The sequence below is a fragment of the Bradyrhizobium sp. SSBR45G genome (assembly GCF_030159255.1).
GTDB lineage: Bacteria > Pseudomonadota > Alphaproteobacteria > Rhizobiales > Xanthobacteraceae > Bradyrhizobium.
Window position 1 is genome coordinate 614,487 of sequence record NZ_BSCT01000001.1, and the last position, 18,648, is coordinate 633,134.

An 18,648-nucleotide genomic window follows, 5' to 3' on the forward strand; every position below is an offset into this window, starting at 1 on the left:
TTTAAGAAATTATCTTCATCATACCCAAAAGCGTCAGTTTTACTACGCACGAGGAACAACTCATTACACAACCAATAATTGTATCGCAAAACTGCGCCCAGGTTGGCGCGAGTAGCGTTCGTAGATCGGTCAAATACCTGCCGATAAAGCCACGCCTGCTGCCCAAAGATCGTTCGGCCCTGCGGCGCAGCTGATAGTCCAGCTCATTAGTTCGATCAGGGCCGGCTCATCGTCTCAGTCGAGACGTGGCGGCTTGGACAGCGATGGCAACTGGCGACGGGAGGACAGGATGCGCCGCATGCCATGGCGGCCTGCCTGCGACGAACTGGTCGGCCGGGACCGAGGCGAGATCATTGATGCCGGCTGACCCGGCGCGCGCGGTGAGCCGTTCCGGACTGCGACCGTCGCGGCCGCGGCGCTCCGCGCCGTCCGGGACGGACCTGCATTCTCCCCACCGCAAAGCCCTGCCCGTTCAGCATCTTCATGCCGGTCCGGTGTGCCCGGGCGGCGATTGTGAGGAAAGCACAGCAGGCGCTTGACCTGGGCGCCAAGGCTTGATTTGACCCGATGTCGTGCCGGTCTCGAGACCGCAGACCGGACGTCCTCCCGCCCCAACCATGGAAGATCCCTGACCATGCGTATCACCCTCGTCGGCTCCCGCCATTTCGGTGTCGCCACACTGAACATGCTGCGCGAGAGAGACATCGAGATCGCTCGCGTGGTCGTCCACGACGCCGAGGACCGGCTGGCTGCCGCGGCACGTGCCGCCGGGATCGAGGTCGTGGTCCAGGCCGATCCGAAGGTCGTTCCCGCCAGCGAAATCGCTCCCGGAACGGACCTGATCGTGACGGCGCACAGCCATGCCCGCGTCACCCAGGAGGCGGTTGCTGCCGCGCGCCTCGGCGGTATCGGCTACCATCCCTCGCTGCTGCCGCGGCATCGCGGCATCGCCGCCGTGGAATGGACCATCAAGGAAGGCGATCCGGTCTCAGGCGGCACCATCTATCATCTGGCCGAGCGGATGGATGCGGGGGCCATCGCGGCGCAGGACTGGTGCTTCGTCAGGAAGGGCGAGACGGCCCGCGAATTATGGGAGCGCGCGCTGGCGCCGCTCGGCCTCAAGCTGCTCGGCGACGTCGTCGAATCGGCCAAGGCGACCGGCACGATTCCCGCCAAGCCGCAGGACGAGCAGTTCGCCACCAAGGCGCCGAGCATCACGCCGCACTGAACGCAATTCCAGGCCTACAGCCTGACCCGGCTGGCTGCTCCGCAGCCGTCCCAGCGAACGGCTGGCCAGTCAACGCCAGGCTGTGGCGGACGTCTGCTCATGTTGTGCGTGAAGGCGCAGTTTGCCCACAATGCCGCCAGAATGGCTCAAGAGCGCGTTTCGCGTTAATCCTTAATAGCCTGAAACTGCTCGCTAAAATTTGGTTTTGGCAGTGCGGCAAATTTTCGTCACAATTCCTCCAAATAAGCTTCTCTCATCAACGACATTGAGGGACAAGATTCATGCGTCTCGACCGCATTGGAATGGCTTTCGCCGCGTCGATCCTGCTGGGTGGCGCCGCCGCTCCCGCATTCGCCCAGTCGCCCTATGACGGCCAGTGGCAGGTCACGATCGTTACCAGCAGCGGCAGCTGTGAGCCGACGGCTAGCTCGACCCTGACCGTCGCGGACGGTAAGGTTTCGGCGGCCGGCGCCAACGTGACGGGCTCGATTGGGCGCGAAGGCTTGGTGAAGGTCTCGATCAATGGCGCCTATGCGAATGGTCAGCTCAATGGCAATTCCGGCTCGGGAAAATGGAACGGAGCATCCGCGGGTATCCCGTGCAGCGGACGCTGGCAGGCATCCCGGCTGTAACGGATCAATGTTTCCGAGCTGGTCCAGGCGGCGGCTTCCGGTCGCCGCCGTTTTGATGTCCGCCCTTCTCTCCGCATCCCCGACGCGCGCCGATCCGGGCATCTTCACCGGCCTGGCCGGGAATTGGGGCGGCAGCGGTACCGTTGCGCTCGAGGACGGATCGACCGAGCGCATCCGTTGCCGGGCGAGCTACGGCGTCACCGGGCCCAGGATGAACCTGATTCTCACCTGTGCGAGCGACGCCTACAAGTTCGGCCTGCAGGCCGACGTCGTCGCCGAGGGTTCGACCATCTCGGGAACCTGGAGCGAGACCAGCCGCGGCGTCAGCGGCGTGCTGGAGGGGCGCGGCGGCGGGGGCAACTTCCAGCTGCTCGCGACCACCGCCGGCTTCAACGCCAACATTGCGCTCGCGACCCGCGGCAACAAGCAATCGGTGTCGATCCGGGCCGACAGCCAGTTCCGCGCAGCGAGCATCTCGCTGTCGCGGTGATGGCGCTCAGGCGCGCCGGGCGCCGGGGTTCGGCCCGGCAGCCGGCGGCGGCGCCAGCTGGGCAGCGGTGCGCTTGATGGTCTTGGCGACCAGCAGCGCCTGCTCCCGGGTGAGGGCAAAATCCTGCACGCCCTTCTGGGTGGTCAGCGACAGCACCATCAGATGAGGCTCGCGCTCCGGCCAGCCGGTGGCGAAGGCGGTCAGGAACTCGGCTGAGGCGGCACGGTCGGTCATGTCAAAGCTGCCCTTGGATGTTTTCGCGGCGGTCGCTTTAGGACGAAACGCCGTCACACTCCACGCTTTTCTCACCGGCTTCTGCCGCCATTTGCTGCCGCGTTGATGCACTGCATCGTTGATTTCATTTGCAATGCCGTGCACCCGAGGTGATACAGCCGCTCCTCCTCGTCTCGCCCGCCTCCCGCTTCGGCCTCATGCATCACCCCGCTTCGAAACTGATGGCCGCGCTCTGGATGACCGGCTGGCTCAGCCTGATGCTGGTGATGGCGGTGGCCGGGCGCGAGGCCATGCGCGAGCTCAACGTCTTCGAGCTGATGGAGCTGCGCTGCCTGATCGGCCTCGTGATGCTGTCACCGGTCATCGCGCTCAGCGGCGGCTTGGCCACGCTCCGCACCACGCGGCTGAAGCTGCACACCGCCCGCAACCTGATCCACTATGGCGCGCAGCTCGGCTGGTTCTTCGCGCTGACGCTGATCCCGATCGGCCAGGTCGTCGCGATCGAGTTCACGATGCCGATCTGGACCGCCCTGCTCGCAGCGACGTTCCTTGGCGAGCGCATCACCCTGTTCAAGCTCGCAGCCATCGTGCTCGGTCTCGTCGGCGTCGTCGTGATCGTTCGTCCTGACACTGGCGCGATCAATCCGGGCCAGCTCATCGCCCTCGCGGCCGCCGTGGGCTTCGGCATCTCGATCGCGCTGGTCAAGTTCCTGACCCGCACCGAGCCGACCGTCTCGATCATCTTCTGGATGCTGGCAGTGCAATCGGTGGCCGGGCTCGTTCCGACGCTGCTGTTGTGGACGTGGCCATCGGCCACCGCCTGGGGGTGGATCGTCGTCGTCGCCTTGTGCGGCACCTTCTCGCACTTCTGCATGGCGCGGGCGATGCTCTATGCCGACGCCACCATCGTGATACCGATGGACTTCCTGCGGGTGCCGCTGACCGCGACGGTCGGCTGGCTGGTATATTCGGAGCGTCTTGACGGCTTCACGGTGCTCGGCGCCGTGCTGATTCTGGCGGGCAATCTGTTGAACCTGCGTCCACCGCAGCCTCAGCCGGTGCCGGTCCATCGATCGTCGCAAGGCTGATCCCGGGTTCTCAGCGCGTCCCGCCTGATCGTCTGTGATACATCTCACGGAACCGCCGGACTACACGTTTTCGGCGTTGGCTTCGCGCAACACTCGCAAACTGCTTTGTGGCGAAAACGAGATTTTTTGTTTGGGACCAAGACTTTTCGGGCTGATCCGCGACTAATGCTGCAGTGATCGCTTCGCTTGATCGTTAGGGGATCTTCTGATGCGCTTTCTCACCATCACCTTGTCGCTGCTTTGCGTGGTGCTGACCGCCGAAGCCGCCAAGGCCGACCGCCGCGTCGCCTTCGTGGTCGGCAACGGCGCCTACAAGACCGTGACGCAATTGCCGAACCCGCCGGTCGATGCCAAGGCCATGGCGGCGACCTTGCGCAATGTCGGATTCGATGTCGTCGAGGGCACCAATCTCACGCGCGACAAGATGACCGAAAAGCTGCTCGACTTCGGTCGCAAGGCACAGGGCGCCGACATCGCGGTGTTCTACTACGCCGGCCATGGCATCGCGATTGCCGGGACCAACTATCTGCTGCCGGTCGACGCCGATCTCAAATCGGAAATAGACGTCAAGCTCGGCTCGGCGATCAACATCGACGTCACGCTCGACCAGACCATGGGCGACGCCAAGGTCAAGCTGGTGTTCCTCGATGCCTGCCGCGACAATCCGTTTGCCGCCAAGATCAAGTCGAACTCGCCGACCCGCAGCGTGTCGGTGCAGACCGGCCTTGCTGAAATGAAGTCGGGCGAAGGCACCTTGATCGCATTCGCGACGGGTCCCGGCCAGACGGCATTGGACGGTGATGCCGGCGCCAACAGCCCGTTCACCCGCGCGCTGATCTCGCACATCGCCCAGCCCGGCGTGGAGATCCAGCAAGCGATGACTGCGGTGCGCGCCCAGGTCAATGAGGAGACCAGCAAGGGCCAGCTGCCGTGGGGGCACACCAACCTGATCGGCGCGGTCTATCTCAACCCGGCGGCGGCTCCCGCCGCGACGGCGGCCACGGCCGGCACCACCCCGGTGGCCGCCGCGGCGAGCCCGACGGCGGCCGAGGCCGAGCTCGAGTTCTGGCGCTCGGTGAAGGACTCCAACAAGCCGGAGGAGCTCAACGCCTATCTGTCGACCTATCCGAACGGGCAATTCAAATCGCTGGCGATGGCGCGCATCGCCTCGATCGAGAGCGGCGCCGTGAACACCGCGACCCGCAACGTCGCCAAGGGCGTCGATCCCGCGACCTTCACCGAGGAAGGGACCCAGGTCAGCGAGGACCAGATCGGCCTCGACAAGACCAAGCGCCGCGACATCCAGCGCCGCCTGACCGGGCTCGGCTTCGACACCAAGATGACCGGATTGTTCGATGACGAGACCCGCGGCGTGATGAAGCGCTGGCAGGCCGCCAGAGGCTATCCGTCGACCGGCTTCCTGACCAAGCTGCAGCACAAGGCCCTTCTTGCCGAGCCGCAGCCGGCGCCCGCGACCGCCGCAGTGGGCGACGAGGCCAAGCCGCGCCGGGCCAAGCCCGCCGGCAACGTCGCTGCCGGCAACCCGCCGCCGCAGGGCGCGCCCGTCTACCGCAATCCGCCGCCGCAGGACAATGCCGGCAATGCCGCCGGCGCCGCCTTCATCGGCGGCATGATGGGCGGCGTGCTCGGCGGTGCCCTGCGACGGTAAATTCAACACATGCTTGCAGGCCAAAGCCCGCGCCCAACGGCGCGGGCTTTTTGCATGGACCCCTGCCCCCCGGCTCCCACAACTGCTGATTTGACCTGGGCTGATCACGTCTTTTCAGTGTAGATATGATGGCGAATTTGCGTCGCCGATCATGCCTCGATGGGGGAATTTCAGATGCGGGTGCTCAGCCTCATTCCGGCGCCGGTGCTGGCGTTGGTCATGTCCGTGCTCGCAGTCGGCGCCGCGCAGGCCGACCGTCGCGTGGCCTTCGTGGTCGGCAACGGCGCCTACAGGAACGTCGCGCAGCTGCCCAACCCGCCGGTCGATGCCAAGGCGATAGCAGTCACGCTGCGCAATGTCGGCTTCGACGTCGTCGAGGGCACCAATCTCACCCGCGAGCAGATGACCGAGAAGCTGCTCGAGTTCGGCCGCCGCAGCCAGGGCGCCGACGTCGCCGTGTTCTACTATGCCGGCCACGGCATCGCGATCTCCGGCACCAACTACCTGCTGCCCATCGATGCCGACATCAAGTCGGAGATGGACGCCAAGCTCGGCGCCGCCATCAATGTCGACATCACGCTCGACCAGACATTGGGCGATGCCAAGGTCAAGCTGGTGTTCCTCGACGCCTGCCGCGACAATCCGTTCGCCGCCAAGATCAGGTCGAGCGCATCCACCCGCAGCGTCTCGGTGCAGACAGGCCTTGCCGAGATGAAATCCGGCGAGGGCACTCTGATCGCGTTCGCGACCGGCCCAGGGCAGACCGCGCTCGACGGTGAGGCCGGCACCAACAGCCCGTTCACACGCGCCCTGATCGCGCACATCACCCAGCCAGGCCTCGAGATCCAGCAGGCCATGACCAAGGTCCGCGCCCAGGTCAACGAGGAGACCGGCAAGGGCCAGCTGCCCTGGGGCCATACCAACCTGATCGGCGCTGTCTATCTGAACCCGGCGGCGGCAGGAGCACCTGCCAGCGCCGCCCCGGCGGCCATTGCCGCGGTCCAGCCGGCAAACGACGTCGAGCTGGAATTCTGGCGCTCGGTCAAGGACTCCAACAAGGCCGAGGAGCTCAAGGCCTATCTGACCAACTATCCGAACGGTCAGTTCAGATCGCTGGCGCTGGCCCGGGTGGCGTCGCTCGACAATGGCCCGTCGACCACGACGCGCAACCTGACGACCGGCGTCGATCCCCTGACCTTCACCGAAGAGGGCACGCAAGTCAGCGAGGACCAGATCGGTCTCGACAAGGGCCAGCGCCGCGACGTGCAGCGCCGGCTGACCGGGCTCGGCTTCGATACCAGGGTGAGCGGCAAGTTCGACGGCGACACCCGTGCCGTGCTCAAGCGCTGGCAGGCGGCGCGCGGCTATCCGTCGAGCGGCTATCTCACCAGGCTGCAGCACAAGGCCCTGCTGGCCGAGATCGTCCCGGCCGCTGCGACGGCCAGCGCCGACGAGGAGCGTCCGACCCGCCGGGCACAGCGCAGCAGCGGGGGTGGCGGCGGTGGCGGACATCATCGCGGCGGTCCGGACGCCGGTGCCGCCTTCATTGGCGGCATGATGGGCGGAATGCTCGGCGGTGCATTCCGCCGCTGAGCATCCGCGGTCTCCGGACAATCGCCGCTGCGACGCGGCTCGCGCGCAGGCCTTGAAGCGGCGGTGACTCACGCCCCGCCGCTTCCTTTGCCAGTCAGAGCACTTCAGTCACAGCCCCGCCGCCTTGCGCAGGGCGTCATTGATGCGGTCCTGCCAGCCGGGCCCTTCGGACTGGAAGTGCTCCAGCACGTCCTGATCGATCCGCAAGGTCACCTGCTCGCGGACACCCGGGACCGCCGTCTTCTTCGGCAGCGCCTCCACCGGCTTGGTCGTCACCTTCTTGAACGCTGCCTCCGCCTCGGTGCGGGGATCGGCGAGCGTGCGGGGGCGCCGGGGCTGGTCGGCCATGATCAGATTCCTTCGAACAGCGCCGTGGAGAGATAGCGCTCGGAGAACGACGGCACGATCGCCAGGATCGTCTTGCCGGCGCTCTCGGGCCGCTTGCCGATCTCGATCGCCGCAGCAATCGCCGCGCCGGAGGAGATGCCGCCTGCGATGCCCTCGTTGCGCGCCAGCGCGCGCGACGTGTCGATCGCGGTGGCGCTGTTGATCTTGACGATCTCGTCGATCACCGCCCGGTCGAGAATGTCAGGCACGAAGCCGGCGCCGATGCCCTGGATCTTGTGCGGCGAGTGCTGGCCGCCCGACAGCACCGGGCTCTCCTCGGGCTCGACGGCCACCACCTTGATACCAGGCTTGCGCGACTTCAGCACCTGGCCGACGCCGGTGATGGTCCCGCCGGTGCCGACGCCGGCGACGAACACGTCGATATTGCCCGCGGTGTCGTTCCAGATCTCCTCGGCCGTGGTGCGGCGATGAATGTCCGGATTGGCGAGGTTCTTGAACTGCTGAGGCATCACCGAATTCGGTGTGGTTCGCAACAGCTCCTCGGCGGTGGCGATCGCGCCCTTCATGCCCTGCGCCGCCGGCGTCAGCACGATCTCGGCGCCGAGGAAAGCGAGCATCTTGCGCCGCTCGACCGACATTGATTCCGGCATCACGAGCTTCAGCTTGTAGCCGCGCGCGGCCGATACGAAGGCGAGCGCGATGCCGGTATTGCCGGAGGTCGGCTCGATCAGCACGGTATCGGGCTTGATGACTCCGGCCTGCTCCATCGCCAGGATCATGCCGACACCAATGCGATCCTTCACGCTCGCCGCCGGATTGAAATATTCCAGCTTGGCAAGAATGGTCGCATTGACGCCGTGCTGCTCCGGCAGCTTTCGCAAGCGCACAATCGGCGTGTTACCGAATGCTTCGACAATTGAATCGAATACGCGTCCGCGCCCGGGACGCTGTGTCGCAGCTGACGACTCCATGAGATCGCTCCTTGCGCCATTTTGGCGCGACATTGACAATGGTCCTGACCATCTTCAGCGAGCTTGTTGCGCTGCGCAAGCACGTTTACGCGATCACCTGATCATCGCGGCGCACAACAAGTCGTCGCTAAATTACGCAAAACCAACGCATTTGTGTTGCGACAAGGTCAACGAACTCGGTGTATGTTAGACTTCAGTCGGGTGCAGATTCACGACGCGCCGCCGACTGCGATCCGACCTCACATCAGCACGACATCATCGCCGGGACATCCGCGCGAAGATTAGCAAGAAGACATCAGCAAGATGTCATCTTCGGAATGGTATAAGCAGGACGTCGGTGCCACACCGGATCGTCCCGGTAGAACAGACCAGCTAACACTGACCACATAAGAAGAGACCACCAGACAAACTCTTTGTGTGACGGACTTCAGACCTGTTGGAAGTTGGACGAGTTGAATCTTGGACGTGTCGAAAATCGTACCTGTCGCAAACCAGACCAGTTCGAAACGCGCCACGCCCGAAGTTGCAATCACTCAAACAGAAAACCACAACAAAGAGATCGCCCAGGAGGTCACTATGTCAGCACTCGCTGATCTCATGTCGGCTGCATCGTCCCGCCCGGAGCCCCGCGGCTGTGATCTGCCGACGTGCCCGGTCTGCGCCGATTCCATGATCGCTGCTGAAGCATCGGCGTATCTGGCCGACAATGCGATCAGCTATCTCTGGACCTGCGACACCTGCGGCTACGGTTTCGTCACCAAGCACGCGGTGAAAAGCCGCTTCGTCTGCAACTGAACCACCAACGAAACGTTCCGCGACGCGATGCCGCTGCCATCGCGTCGGCGCCATGTCGGTCAGCTGACCGCAAATCTCATCCCATTCGAACCCGATGACGGACTGACGGCTCCCGCGCCGGCGGTGGCCGTCAACTGGCGCGTGGAGCGATGTCGCCGCGAGCCCAATCCGCCTTGGTCCGCAGGTAGAACTCCTCGAATCGAGCTTGCGCGATCGCCTCGCGCATCCCGGCCATCAGCTGCTGGAAATAGGCGATGTTGATCTCCGACAGCAAGGTCGCGCCGAGCGCCTCACCGGCCTTGATCAGGTGGTGCAGATAGGCCCGCGCGTAGCTTCGCGCCGGCGGCCATGGGCTTTCCTCATCCAGCGGACGCGGGTCATCGGCGTGGCGCGCATTGCGCAGGTTGACCGGCCCGAAGCGCGTATAGGCGACGCCGTGGCGGCCGTTGCGGGTCGGCAGCACGCAGTCGAACATGTCGATGCCGCGCCTCGTCGACTCCAGGAGATCATCGGGTGTGCCGACGCCCATCAGATAGCGCGGCCGGTTCGCCGGCAGCGCCGGCGCGGTGGCCTCGATCATCTCCAGCATGACGGCCTGCGGCTCGCCGACGGCGAGGCCGCCGATCGCGTAGCCATGGAAACCGATGTCGACCAGCGCCTCCGCGCTCGTCAGCCGCAGCGCCGGCACGTCGCCGCCCTGCACGATGCCGAACAGCATGTAGCCGGCAGGCGCGCTCTCGAAGGCGCGGCGGCAGCGCTCGGCCCAGCGCAGCGACAGCCGCATCGCCCGCTCGATGTCGTCAGGCTCGGCCGGCAGCCGCACGCATTCGTCGAGCTGCATGGCGATGTCGGAGTTGAGCAGGCGCTGCACCTCGATGGCGCGCTCAGGCGACAGCTCGATCTTGGCGCCGTCGATATGCGAGCGGAACGTCACCGCCTGCTCGGTGACCTTGCGCAAGCCCGACAGCGACATCACCTGGAAGCCGCCGGAATCGGTCAGCATCGGTCCGCCCCAGCCGGTGAAGCGCTGCAGGCCGCCCAGCGCTGCGATGCGTTCGGCCGTCGGCCGCAGCATCAGGTGATAGGTGTTGCCGAGCACGATGTCGGCGCCGGCCTCGCGCACGTCGCGCCAGTGGACACCCTTCATCGCGCCGGCCGTGCCGACCGGCATGAAGGCGGGGGTCCGGACCACGCCATGCGGCGTCGTCAGCCGGCCCGTGCGGGCCGCACCGTCCGTGCCGAGCAGTTCGAAATGATTGGGAAGTTGGTCGCCGGGGGAGCTCATGGCGGGCTTATTGCGTCAGGACGGCCCCCGATTCAACCGTGATCGGCGGCGTTTTCGCCGCTCCCGGCCGTTGACGGCGGTTCCGCGTGCCCCTATGGTCCCGCGCCATGTCGACCTCGACCAAACGCACGACGAAAACGAGCAAGCCCTTGAGGGCCTCGGGAGGCGTGCGCGCGTAATCGAACTCGATCGCGACCATCTTCGAACCGAAGCCCCGCCTGATGAAGGTCCGGGGCTTTTTTATTGCCCAAATTTCAACCGGAGACCCAAGACGTGCCTCACGATCCCACCATTGCCATCGTCGGCGTTACCGGCGCCGTCGGCGCCGAATTCATCGCCACCCTGGAGCGCCGCAACGTCCGGGTCGGCAAGCTGAAGGCGCTGGCGAGCGCCCGCTCGGCCGGCCAGACGCTGACTTTCCGCGGCCAGCCCGTCGTGATCGAGGAGCTCAATGAGCGCTCGTTCGAGGGCGTCGACATCGCGCTGTTCTCGGCCGGCAGCGGCATCTCCAGGAAGTTCGCGCCGATCGCCGTCAGGTCCGGCGCTGTCGTTGTCGACAACTCCTCGGCCTTCCGCATGGACCCCAACGTGCCGCTGGTGATCCCGGAGATCAATGCCCGCCGCATCCGCGACCACAAGGGCATCATCGCCAACCCGAATTGCGCGGCGATCACGGCGCTGGTGCCGCTGTGGCCGATCCACCAGCAGAACCGCATCAAGCGCGTCATCATCTCGACCTATCAGGCTGCCAGCGGCGCCGGTGCGGCCGCTATGGACGAGCTGGTGCAGTCGACCCGCGCGAACCTCAACGGCCAGGTCTATGCGCCGAAGGTGATGCCGCATCCGTTCGCGTTCAATCTGTTCAGCCACAACACGGCCATCGATCCCGACACCGGCTACAACGACGAAGAGACCAAGGTCATCAACGAGACCCGCAAGATCTTCGAGGACGAAGGCATCGCAATCGGCGTCACCTGCGTCCGCGTGCCGGTGCTGCGCGCCCATTGCGAGGCCATCACCTTCGAATGCGAGAAGCCGATCACGGAAGACGAGGTCCGCCGCATCCTCGCCACCGCGCCGGGCGTGCGCATCGTCGACGACCGCGCCAACAACTACTTCCCCATGCCGGTCGACGCGTCCGGCCAGGACGACGTGCTGGTGGGGCGCATCCGCAAGGACCTGTCGGATCCGAGTGGGCATTCCATCGCGATGTTCGTGGCAGCAGACCAGCTGCTCAAGGGCGCCGCGCTGAATGCCGTGCAAATTGCGGAGCTCCTGCCGGAGCGGGCGATGGCGTAAGCCGGCCCTGCTCCGTCCACGCCCACGCTGTCATCATCCGCGAAAGCGGGTGATCCAGTACTCACCGGCAGAAGTTATTGACCGGGATGCCGCAGCGTACTGGATTTCCCGCCTTCGCGGGGAATGACAGCGGAGTGTGCGGCAGCAGATCGGCTTGCGGCCACCTGCGACGACACTCTCCTTCGTCATTCCGGGGCGCGCGAAAGCGCGAGCCCGGAATCCATAGCCACAGGCGGCAATGAGGCGCGAGATATGTGTGGCGCTTGCCTTCGAGAAAACGGCCGCTCGTGGTTATGGATTCCGGGCTCATCGCTGCGCGATGCCCCGGAATGACGGCGGATGGACCGGTGCTCATCGTCTGATGACAGCGGTCCTGGTCGCGGCGCATGCGCAGCTCTACGGCTCGACGACGCGCTCGTCCTGCTGGCGAAACAACAGACACGCATCGCCATAGGAATAGAACCGATAGCCGCTCTCGATCGCATGCGCATAGGCCGCCTGCATCGTCTCCAGGCCGGCGAACGCCGAGACCAGCATGAACAGGGTCGAGCGTGGCAGATGGAAGTTGGTCATCAGGATGTCAACGGCGCGGAAGCGATAGCCGGGCGTGATGAAGATCGCGGTCTCGGCCTCGAACGGCGCGATGGTGCCATCGGGCAGCGCCGCGCTCTCCAGCAGCCGCATCGACGTGGTGCCGACCGCGACGATACGCCCGCCCTTGGCGCGAGCCTCGTTCAGGACAGCCGCGGTCTCAGGCGTGAGACTGCCCCACTCCGCATGCATGCGGTGGCCTTCGGTGTCCTCGACCTTCACCGGGAGAAACGTGCCGGCGCCGACATGCAGCGTGACGCGCTGCAGCCCGACGCCGCGTTCGCGCAGCCGCTGCTCCAGCGCGGGCGTGAAATGCAGGCCGGCGGTCGGCGCAGCGACGGCCCCCTCCTTGGCCGCGAACATCGTTTGGTAGTCGGCCGCGTCCTGCGCGTCGGCGGGGCGCTTGCCGGCGATGTAGGGCGGCAGCGGCGGCCGGCCGATATCGGCGATCGCCTGGTCGAGCGCCGGGCCATGAAACACGAAGGCCAGCGTCACCTCGCCCTCCTCGCCCTTGGCCTCGACGGTGGCGTCGAGATGGCCGAGCAGGCAGACCTTGCCCTCGTTGCCGAACCGGATCTTATCGCCGGGCGCGAGCTTCTTGGCCGGCCGCACCAGCGCCTGCCAGCGCGAGCCGTCGAGCCGCTTGATCAGGGTGGCCTCGATCTTCGCCTCGGTGTCACGGCTGATGCGGCGGCCCGAGAGCTGCGCGGCGATCACCTTGGTGTCGTTGACGACCAGCTGGTCGCCCGGCTCGAGCCAGTCCGGCAGGTCGGCGACGGTGCGGTCGCGCAGCACGCCATCGCCCTGCACCACGAGCATGCGCGCCGACTCGCGCGGGCTCGCCGGCCGCAGCGCGATGTTCTCGGGAGGAAGATGGAAGTCGAAAAGGTCGGTGCGCATCGTTCTGGGACGAGCATCGGAAACCTCATCCTGAGGAGCGCGACAGCGCGTCTCGAAGGATGAGGCCCGACTGTGGCCTCATGGTTCGAGACGCGTGCTGCGCACGCTCCTCACCATGAGGGTCTTGAGCTTACGCCGCGTCGGCGGCCATGTAGGCCTTCACGATCTTGTCGGGGTTCTGCACCGGCTCGCCGCGCTTGATCTTGTCGACGTTCTCCATGCCCTCGGTGACCTTGCCCCAGACCGTGTACTGCTTGTTCAGGAAGCTCGCGTCGTCGAAGCAGATGAAGAACTGGCTGTCGCCGGAATCCGGATTGGCGGCGCGGGCCATCGAGGTGGTGCCGCGGACGTGCGGCTCGGCGTTGAACTCGGCCTTCAGCTTCTTGCCGGAGCCGCCCATGCCGGTGCCCTGCGGACAGCCGGTCTGAGCCATGAAGCCGTCGATGACGCGGTGGAACACGATGCCGTCATAGAAGCCCTCGCGAACGAGCTCCTTGATGCGCGCGACATGGCCGGGCGCGAGATCGGGACGCATCTCGATCGTGACGGGGCCCTGGGTGGTTTCGAGGATCAAGGTATTTTCGGTCACAGCCATGCTGGTCTCTCGTTTCGCTGGGGATTGATGGGGTCAGGACGGACATCCTGGGTCTGAAATTGTCGAGCTTCCAAATTCTTGCGGCCGTCACCCCTTCTGACGGCGATCGGGCACGACGAGCCCGGGCGATGCCGGCGCAGAATAAACCCATCGGGCTTAAAGCTGAAGCCGCCCGTCCTGTCGATGCGGCGGGCCACGCGTGGCAAAGGGTTCCTTAAAGTGCGGGAACCCGGGCGTCAGGCCCGGGCCCTGCTCTTCCTTGTCTACTTGACGTCGGAGGCGACCTGCACCTTGACCATCTTGTCCGGATCGGTGACCGCGCCGCCAGCCGAGCCCGGAGGTGCCTTCTTCAGCTTGTCGACCACGTCCATGCCCTGCACGACCTCGCCGATCACGGTGTACTGGCCGTTGAGGAAGGAGGCATCGCCGAAGCAGATGAAGAACTGCGAGTTGGCGGAATCGACGCTGTCGCCGCGGCGCGCCATGCCGACGGTGCCGCGCTTGAACGGCGTCTGGGAAAACTCCTGCTTCAGGTTCGGATATTTCGAGCCGCCGGTGCCATCGAATTTCTGGCCGTCGCCGGTCTGCGCCATGAAGCCGTCCATGACGCGGTGGAACGGCACGTTGTTGTAGAAGCCCTCGCGCGCCAGCGTCTTCAGCCGCTCGGCGTGCTGAGGCGCGAGATCGGTGCGCAGCTTGATGACGATGCGGCCCTTGGTGGTGTCTATGACCAGCGCGTTCTGCTTGTCGAGGCCCGCAGGCAGCGATTGCGCCAGTGCAGGAACGGCGAACACGAGAGCGAAGACGAAGGCGAGAGCGCGGATCATGGCAACTCCGAAAGGATGAGAGGAAGGGCGAAAGGCAACGGCCCGACGCGAGCAGGCGCCGGCCGCCGGATCGTCAGGCGAACTTGGCTTTGAGGGGAGCCACCACCGAGGGCGGCACGAAATGCGCGATCTCGCCGCCCATGGCGGCGATCTGGCGCACGAGGCTGGCGGTGATCGGACGGACCGGGACCGAGGCGGGAACGAAGACCGTCTGAATCGACGGCGCCATGGTCTGGTTCATGCCGGCCAGCTGCATCTCGTAGTCGAGATCGGTGCCATCGCGCAGGCCGCGGATCATCATGATCGCACCGGCCTTTTCCGCAGCCGTGACGGTCAGATTGTCGTAGGTCGAGGCCTCGAAGCCGCAGCCGGCGGCCGCGGCGACCGGCCCGAACACCTCATGCGCCATCGCCAGCCGCTCCTCGGTGGAAAACAGCGGCTTCTTGCCGTGATGCACGCCGACCGCGACGATGAGCTTGTCGCAGAGGTGAACGGCCTGCCGGACCACGTCGAGATGGCCGTTGGTGACGGGATCGAACGAGCCCGGATAGAGCGCAATGCGTTGCATGCGCCCGTCCTATACCGGCCGGAACAGGCGGGCAAGCCGCGGCCGCCCGTGCTGGCGCGGCTGTGATGGTGCAGACCGCGCCCAGGATCACGCTGCATTGCGATGGCGGCGGGAACCGCAGCCCCTTACCGCGATTGTTTCATCGGTACGTCGTCGACGAAACACATCGGCTGGGACACGAAACCAATTCGTTCGGTCCGCGAAAGCGTCTCGAAACCCGAAATGGTTATCAAATCCTTAACGAACAACGGGCCGAACGGCCCAGGCCGACCAAGACGTCGACCGATACGACGACCAAACAGGGGACCGTCATGATCAAAGCGCTTTCTGCCGTCGCAGCAGCCGGTTTCGTGGCTGCCGCCCTCACCGTCCTGCCCGGCTTCGCCCCGGAAGTGAACGCCAGCGTGCCGCAGCCGCTGGCCAAGGGCGACCGCCTCGACTTCCGCCCGATCGGCCGCGACTGCTCTCAGCAGGCCTGGCCGAACTTCGAAGCCTCGTGCCTGCGCAGTGCCGGGACGAAGTCCACGATCCGTGAAGCCCGGATCGTCGGAGTCGAGCGGACGCAGTGAGCGAATAGCGAATAGCGAATAGCGAATAGCGAATAGCGAATAGCGAATAGCGAATAGCGGGAAATCTGATTCGTCCCCTACTCGCTACTCCCTATTCGCCACTCGCCCTTCATTCGCCATTCGGCTGCTCTGCTCCGCCATTCCCGTTCTCTGTCTCCTCGCCGATGTGCTCGACCGACACGACATGCTCGTCATCGGCGGTGTTGAACACGATCACGCCCTGCGTGGAGCGTCCGGCGATGCGGATGCCGTCGACCGGACAGCGGATCAGCTGACCCTTGTCGGTCACCAGCATGATCTGGTCGCCGTCCTCGACCGGGAATGAGGCGACGAGCTTGCCGTTGCGGTTGTTGACCGACATCGCCACGATGCCTTTGCCGCCGCGGCCGGTGGTGCGGTACTCGTAGGACGAGGTCCGCTTGCCATAGCCGTTGACCGAGACGGTCAGCACCACCTGCTCCTGCGCCGACATCTCGACATAGCGCTCCTGCGACAGCTGGATCGTCCCGGCGGCCGCCTCCTCGCCCTCGCTCTCGACGGGCTCCTCGGCGGCCACATCGCCGGCCATGGCCCGGCGCATCTTCAAGTAGGCCGTGCGCTCGTCCGAGGTGGTCTCGACGTGGCGCAGGATCGACAGCGAGATCACCTTGTCGCCCTCGGCGAGCGCGATGCCGCGCACACCCATCGAGGTGCGCCCGGTGAAGACGCGCACATCCGGAACGGGGAAGCGGATGCACTGGCCGCCGGACGCCGTGAGCAGCACGTCGTCGCGCTCGGTGCAGATCTGCACGTTGACGATCTCCTCGCCCTCATCGAGCTTCATCGCGATGATGCCGGAGCGGCGCACGTCCACGAAATCCGACAGCTTGTTGCGCCGGACATTGCCGCCTGTCGTGGCGAACATCACGTCGAGATTGGCCCAGGAGGATTCGTCCTCCGGCAGCGGCATGATCGTGGTGATGCGCTCGCCCTGCTCGAGCGGCAGGATGTTGATCAGCGCCTTGCCGCGGCCGTTGGGCGCTGCGATCGGCAGCCGCCAGACCTTCTCCTTGTAGACCTGGCCGCGCGACGAGAAGAACAGCACCGGCGTATGCGTCGAAGCAACGAACAGCCGGCTGACGAAATCCTCCTCGCGGGTCTGCATGCCCGAGCGGCCCTTGCCGCCGCGGCGCTGGGCGCGATAGGCCGACAGCGGCACGCGCTTGGTGTAGCCGGCGTGCGACACGGTCACCACCATGTCCTCGCGCTGGATCAGGTCCTCGTCCTCGACCTCGCCTTCCTGCTCGATGATCACGGTGCGGCGCGGCGTCCCGAACTCCGCCTTCACAGCGGCGAGCTCGGTCTTGATGATCTCCTGCACACGCGCACGCGAGCGCAGGATGTCGAGATAGTCGGCGATCTCGACCTTAAGCTTGTCGAGCTCGTCGGAAATCTCCTCGCGGCCGAGCGCGGTCAGGCGCTGCAGGCGCAGGTCGAGAATGGCCTTGGCCTGCTCGAATGACAGCCTGATCGTGCCGTCGTCCGCGAGCCGGTGGCGGGGATCGTCGATCAAGGTGATGATCGCCTCGACATCCCGGGCCGGCCAGTCACGCGACATCAGCGCGTCGCGCGCGGTGGACGGATTGGGCGAGGTCCTGATGACGCGGATGATCTCGTCGATATTGGCGACGGCAACCGCGAGACCGACCAGGATGTGGGCGCGGTCGCGTGCCTTGTTGAGCAGGAACTTGGTCCGGCGCGTGACGACCCGCTCGCGGAACGCGACGAAGATCGTCAGCAGATCCTTCAACGTCATCGTCTGCGGACGGCCGCCGTCGAGCGCCAGCATGTTGGCGGCGAAGCTGGTCTGCAGCGGCGTGAACTTGTAGAGCTGGTTCAGCACCACGTCCGGCACCGCATCGCGCTTCAATTCGATCACGACGCGATAGCCGTCGCGGTCCGACTCGTCGCGCAGGTCGGAAATGCCTTCGATCTTCTTTTCGCGCACCAGTTCGGCGATGCGCTCGACCATGGTGGCCTTGTTGACCTGGTACGGGATCTCCGAGACGATGATCGCTTCGCGATCCTTGCGGATGGTGTCGATCCGCACCTTGCCCCGCATCATGATCCCGCCGCGGCCGAGATGATAGGCGCTGCGAATGCCCGCCCGCCCCAGGATGATGCCGCCGGTCGGAAAATCCGGGCCTGGAATGATGTTGATCAGCTCGTCAATCGAGAGCGCGGGATTGTCGATCAGCGCGACGCAGGCATCGATCACCTCGCCGAGATTATGCGGCGGGATGTTGGTGGCCATGCCGACCGCGATGCCGCCGGCGCCATTGACCAGCAGGTTCGGGAATTTGGCCGGAAGGACCGACGGTTCCTTGTCCGAATTGTCGTAGTTCGGCGCGAAGTCGACGGTGTCCTTGTCGATGTCGTCGAGCAGCGGGATCGCCGTCTTGGCGAGCTTCGCTTCGGTGTATCGATAGGCGGCGGGCGGATCGCCGTCGACCGAGCCGAAATTGCCCTGGCCGTCGATCAACGGCACGCGCATCGAGAAGTCCTGCGCCATGCGCACCATGGCGTCGTAGATCGACTGGTCGCCATGCGGATGGTATTTACCGATGACGTCACCGACCACGCGCGCGGACTTGACGTATTTCTTATCGGGCGTGTGTCCCTGCTCGTACATCGAATACAGGATGCGCCGATGCACCGGCTTCAGGCCGTCGCGCGCATCGGGCAACGCTCGCGACACGATGACGCTCATGGCGTAATCGAGGTAGGAGCGTTTCATCTCATCGAGGATCGAAACGGGACGAATGTCGGAAGGTCCGCCCGGCACGCCGGGCTTCTCATCTTCTTGATCAGACAAAGGGGATACCGGTCGGTTTTGACACGCGAAAATCGCTTGGAATCATATAGCGCAGGAGCGCGCCGCAGGCCACCCCCAAACGGACCCGCGCTGAGCTTTTTCCGCTCGCCTT

The 18,648-nt window shown here is 65.3% G+C and carries 18 protein-coding genes; 9 read left to right on the forward strand and 9 right to left on the reverse strand.

Translation table 11 applies throughout. The annotated features are described in order from the left end of the window. Positions 1 to 634: 634 nt before the first annotated feature. From QQL87_RS02770 to QQL87_RS02780, 3 genes are all read left to right on the forward strand, one after another. On the forward strand, positions 635 to 1,228 hold the full coding sequence (locus QQL87_RS02770) for a formyltransferase family protein (protein WP_284415920.1): 594 nt from the start codon (positions 635 to 637) through the stop codon (positions 1,226 to 1,228). Positions 1,229 to 1,509: 281 nt separating this feature from the next. Beyond that, positions 1,510 to 1,860 (forward strand): hypothetical protein, encoded by a 351-nt coding sequence (locus QQL87_RS02775; RefSeq protein WP_284415919.1) that lies wholly within the window; start codon positions 1,510 to 1,512, stop codon positions 1,858 to 1,860. Positions 1,861 to 1,915: 55 nt separating this feature from the next. Then, entirely contained in the window at positions 1,916 to 2,350 is a 435-nt protein-coding gene (locus tag QQL87_RS02780; protein ID WP_284415918.1) for a hypothetical protein, read from the forward strand. A 6-nt stretch (positions 2,351 to 2,356) separates the two neighbouring features. Here QQL87_RS02780 and QQL87_RS02785 read toward each other — a convergent pair whose 3' ends face one another. Beyond that, positions 2,357 to 2,584: a hypothetical protein gene (locus QQL87_RS02785; protein WP_284415917.1), complete on the reverse strand. Its 228-nt coding sequence runs from the start codon at positions 2,582 to 2,584 to the stop codon at positions 2,357 to 2,359. Positions 2,585 to 2,781: 197 nt separating this feature from the next. On the opposite strand from QQL87_RS02785, the gene QQL87_RS02790 reads away from it, so the two are divergent. The 3 genes from QQL87_RS02790 (at position 2,782) to QQL87_RS02800 (ending at position 6,934) form a co-directional block, all read left to right on the forward strand. Beyond that, positions 2,782 to 3,672, forward strand: coding sequence for a DMT family transporter (locus QQL87_RS02790; RefSeq protein WP_284416425.1), 891 nt, complete (start codon positions 2,782 to 2,784; stop codon positions 3,670 to 3,672). Positions 3,673 to 3,880: 208 nt separating this feature from the next. Next, positions 3,881 to 5,341, forward strand: a complete 1,461-nt coding sequence (locus QQL87_RS02795) for a caspase family protein (RefSeq protein WP_284415916.1) — start codon at positions 3,881 to 3,883, stop codon at positions 5,339 to 5,341. 174 nt (positions 5,342 to 5,515) lie between these two features. Then, complete coding sequence (locus QQL87_RS02800; RefSeq protein ID WP_284415915.1) at positions 5,516 to 6,934, forward strand: caspase family protein; 1,419 nt, start codon at positions 5,516 to 5,518, stop codon at positions 6,932 to 6,934. A 108-nt stretch (positions 6,935 to 7,042) separates the two neighbouring features. Here the strand turns inward: QQL87_RS02800 and QQL87_RS02805 are convergent, their stop codons facing one another. Together QQL87_RS02805 and cysK are read right to left on the reverse strand one after the other, a co-directional pair. Next, the gene (locus QQL87_RS02805) at positions 7,043 to 7,282 is read right to left on the reverse strand and encodes a BrnA antitoxin family protein (protein WP_284415914.1); all 240 of its coding nucleotides are present in this window, start codon (positions 7,280 to 7,282) and stop codon (positions 7,043 to 7,045) included. Positions 7,283 to 7,284: 2 nt separating this feature from the next. Beyond that, positions 7,285 to 8,253 (reverse strand): cysteine synthase A, encoded by a 969-nt coding sequence (gene cysK / locus QQL87_RS02810; protein ID WP_284415913.1) that lies wholly within the window; start codon positions 8,251 to 8,253, stop codon positions 7,285 to 7,287. A gap of 576 nt (positions 8,254 to 8,829) precedes the next feature. Between cysK and QQL87_RS02815 the strand changes: the two genes are divergently transcribed. Beyond that, positions 8,830 to 9,048 (forward strand): hypothetical protein, encoded by a 219-nt coding sequence (locus QQL87_RS02815; protein ID WP_284416424.1) that lies wholly within the window; start codon positions 8,830 to 8,832, stop codon positions 9,046 to 9,048. A gap of 130 nt (positions 9,049 to 9,178) precedes the next feature. Here QQL87_RS02815 and tgt read toward each other — a convergent pair whose 3' ends face one another. Continuing rightward, a complete protein-coding gene (gene tgt / locus QQL87_RS02820) occupies positions 9,179 to 10,333 on the reverse strand; it encodes a tRNA guanosine(34) transglycosylase Tgt (protein ID WP_284415912.1) in 1,155 nt (384 codons plus the stop codon). Between the two features lie 273 nt (positions 10,334 to 10,606). On the opposite strand from tgt, the gene QQL87_RS02825 reads away from it, so the two are divergent. Further along, the gene (locus QQL87_RS02825; protein ID WP_284415911.1) at positions 10,607 to 11,632 is read left to right on the forward strand and encodes an aspartate-semialdehyde dehydrogenase; all 1,026 of its coding nucleotides are present in this window, start codon (positions 10,607 to 10,609) and stop codon (positions 11,630 to 11,632) included. A gap of 396 nt (positions 11,633 to 12,028) precedes the next feature. Here the strand turns inward: QQL87_RS02825 and queA are convergent, their stop codons facing one another. The 4 genes from queA to coaD form a co-directional block, all read right to left on the reverse strand. Further along, entirely contained in the window at positions 12,029 to 13,123 is a 1,095-nt protein-coding gene (gene queA, locus QQL87_RS02830; RefSeq protein ID WP_284415910.1) for a tRNA preQ1(34) S-adenosylmethionine ribosyltransferase-isomerase QueA, read from the reverse strand. A 130-nt stretch (positions 13,124 to 13,253) separates the two neighbouring features. Then, positions 13,254 to 13,718 carry a peptidylprolyl isomerase gene (locus QQL87_RS02835; RefSeq protein WP_284415909.1) on the reverse strand — a complete coding sequence of 155 codons (465 nt, stop codon included), beginning with the start codon at positions 13,716 to 13,718 and terminating at the stop codon, positions 13,254 to 13,256. A gap of 263 nt (positions 13,719 to 13,981) precedes the next feature. Further along, positions 13,982 to 14,545, reverse strand: a complete 564-nt coding sequence (locus QQL87_RS02840) for a peptidylprolyl isomerase (RefSeq protein ID WP_284415908.1) — start codon at positions 14,543 to 14,545, stop codon at positions 13,982 to 13,984. A 73-nt stretch (positions 14,546 to 14,618) separates the two neighbouring features. Then, the gene (gene coaD, locus QQL87_RS02845) at positions 14,619 to 15,113 is read right to left on the reverse strand and encodes a pantetheine-phosphate adenylyltransferase (RefSeq protein WP_284415907.1); all 495 of its coding nucleotides are present in this window, start codon (positions 15,111 to 15,113) and stop codon (positions 14,619 to 14,621) included. 311 nt (positions 15,114 to 15,424) lie between these two features. On the opposite strand from coaD, the gene QQL87_RS02850 reads away from it, so the two are divergent. After that, on the forward strand, positions 15,425 to 15,682 hold the full coding sequence (locus QQL87_RS02850; protein ID WP_284416423.1) for a hypothetical protein: 258 nt from the start codon (positions 15,425 to 15,427) through the stop codon (positions 15,680 to 15,682). 109 nt (positions 15,683 to 15,791) lie between these two features. Here QQL87_RS02850 and gyrA read toward each other — a convergent pair whose 3' ends face one another. Continuing rightward, a complete protein-coding gene (gene gyrA / locus QQL87_RS02855) occupies positions 15,792 to 18,536 on the reverse strand; it encodes a DNA gyrase subunit A (RefSeq protein WP_284415906.1) in 2,745 nt (914 codons plus the stop codon). Between the last annotated feature and the right edge of the window lie 112 nt (positions 18,537 to 18,648).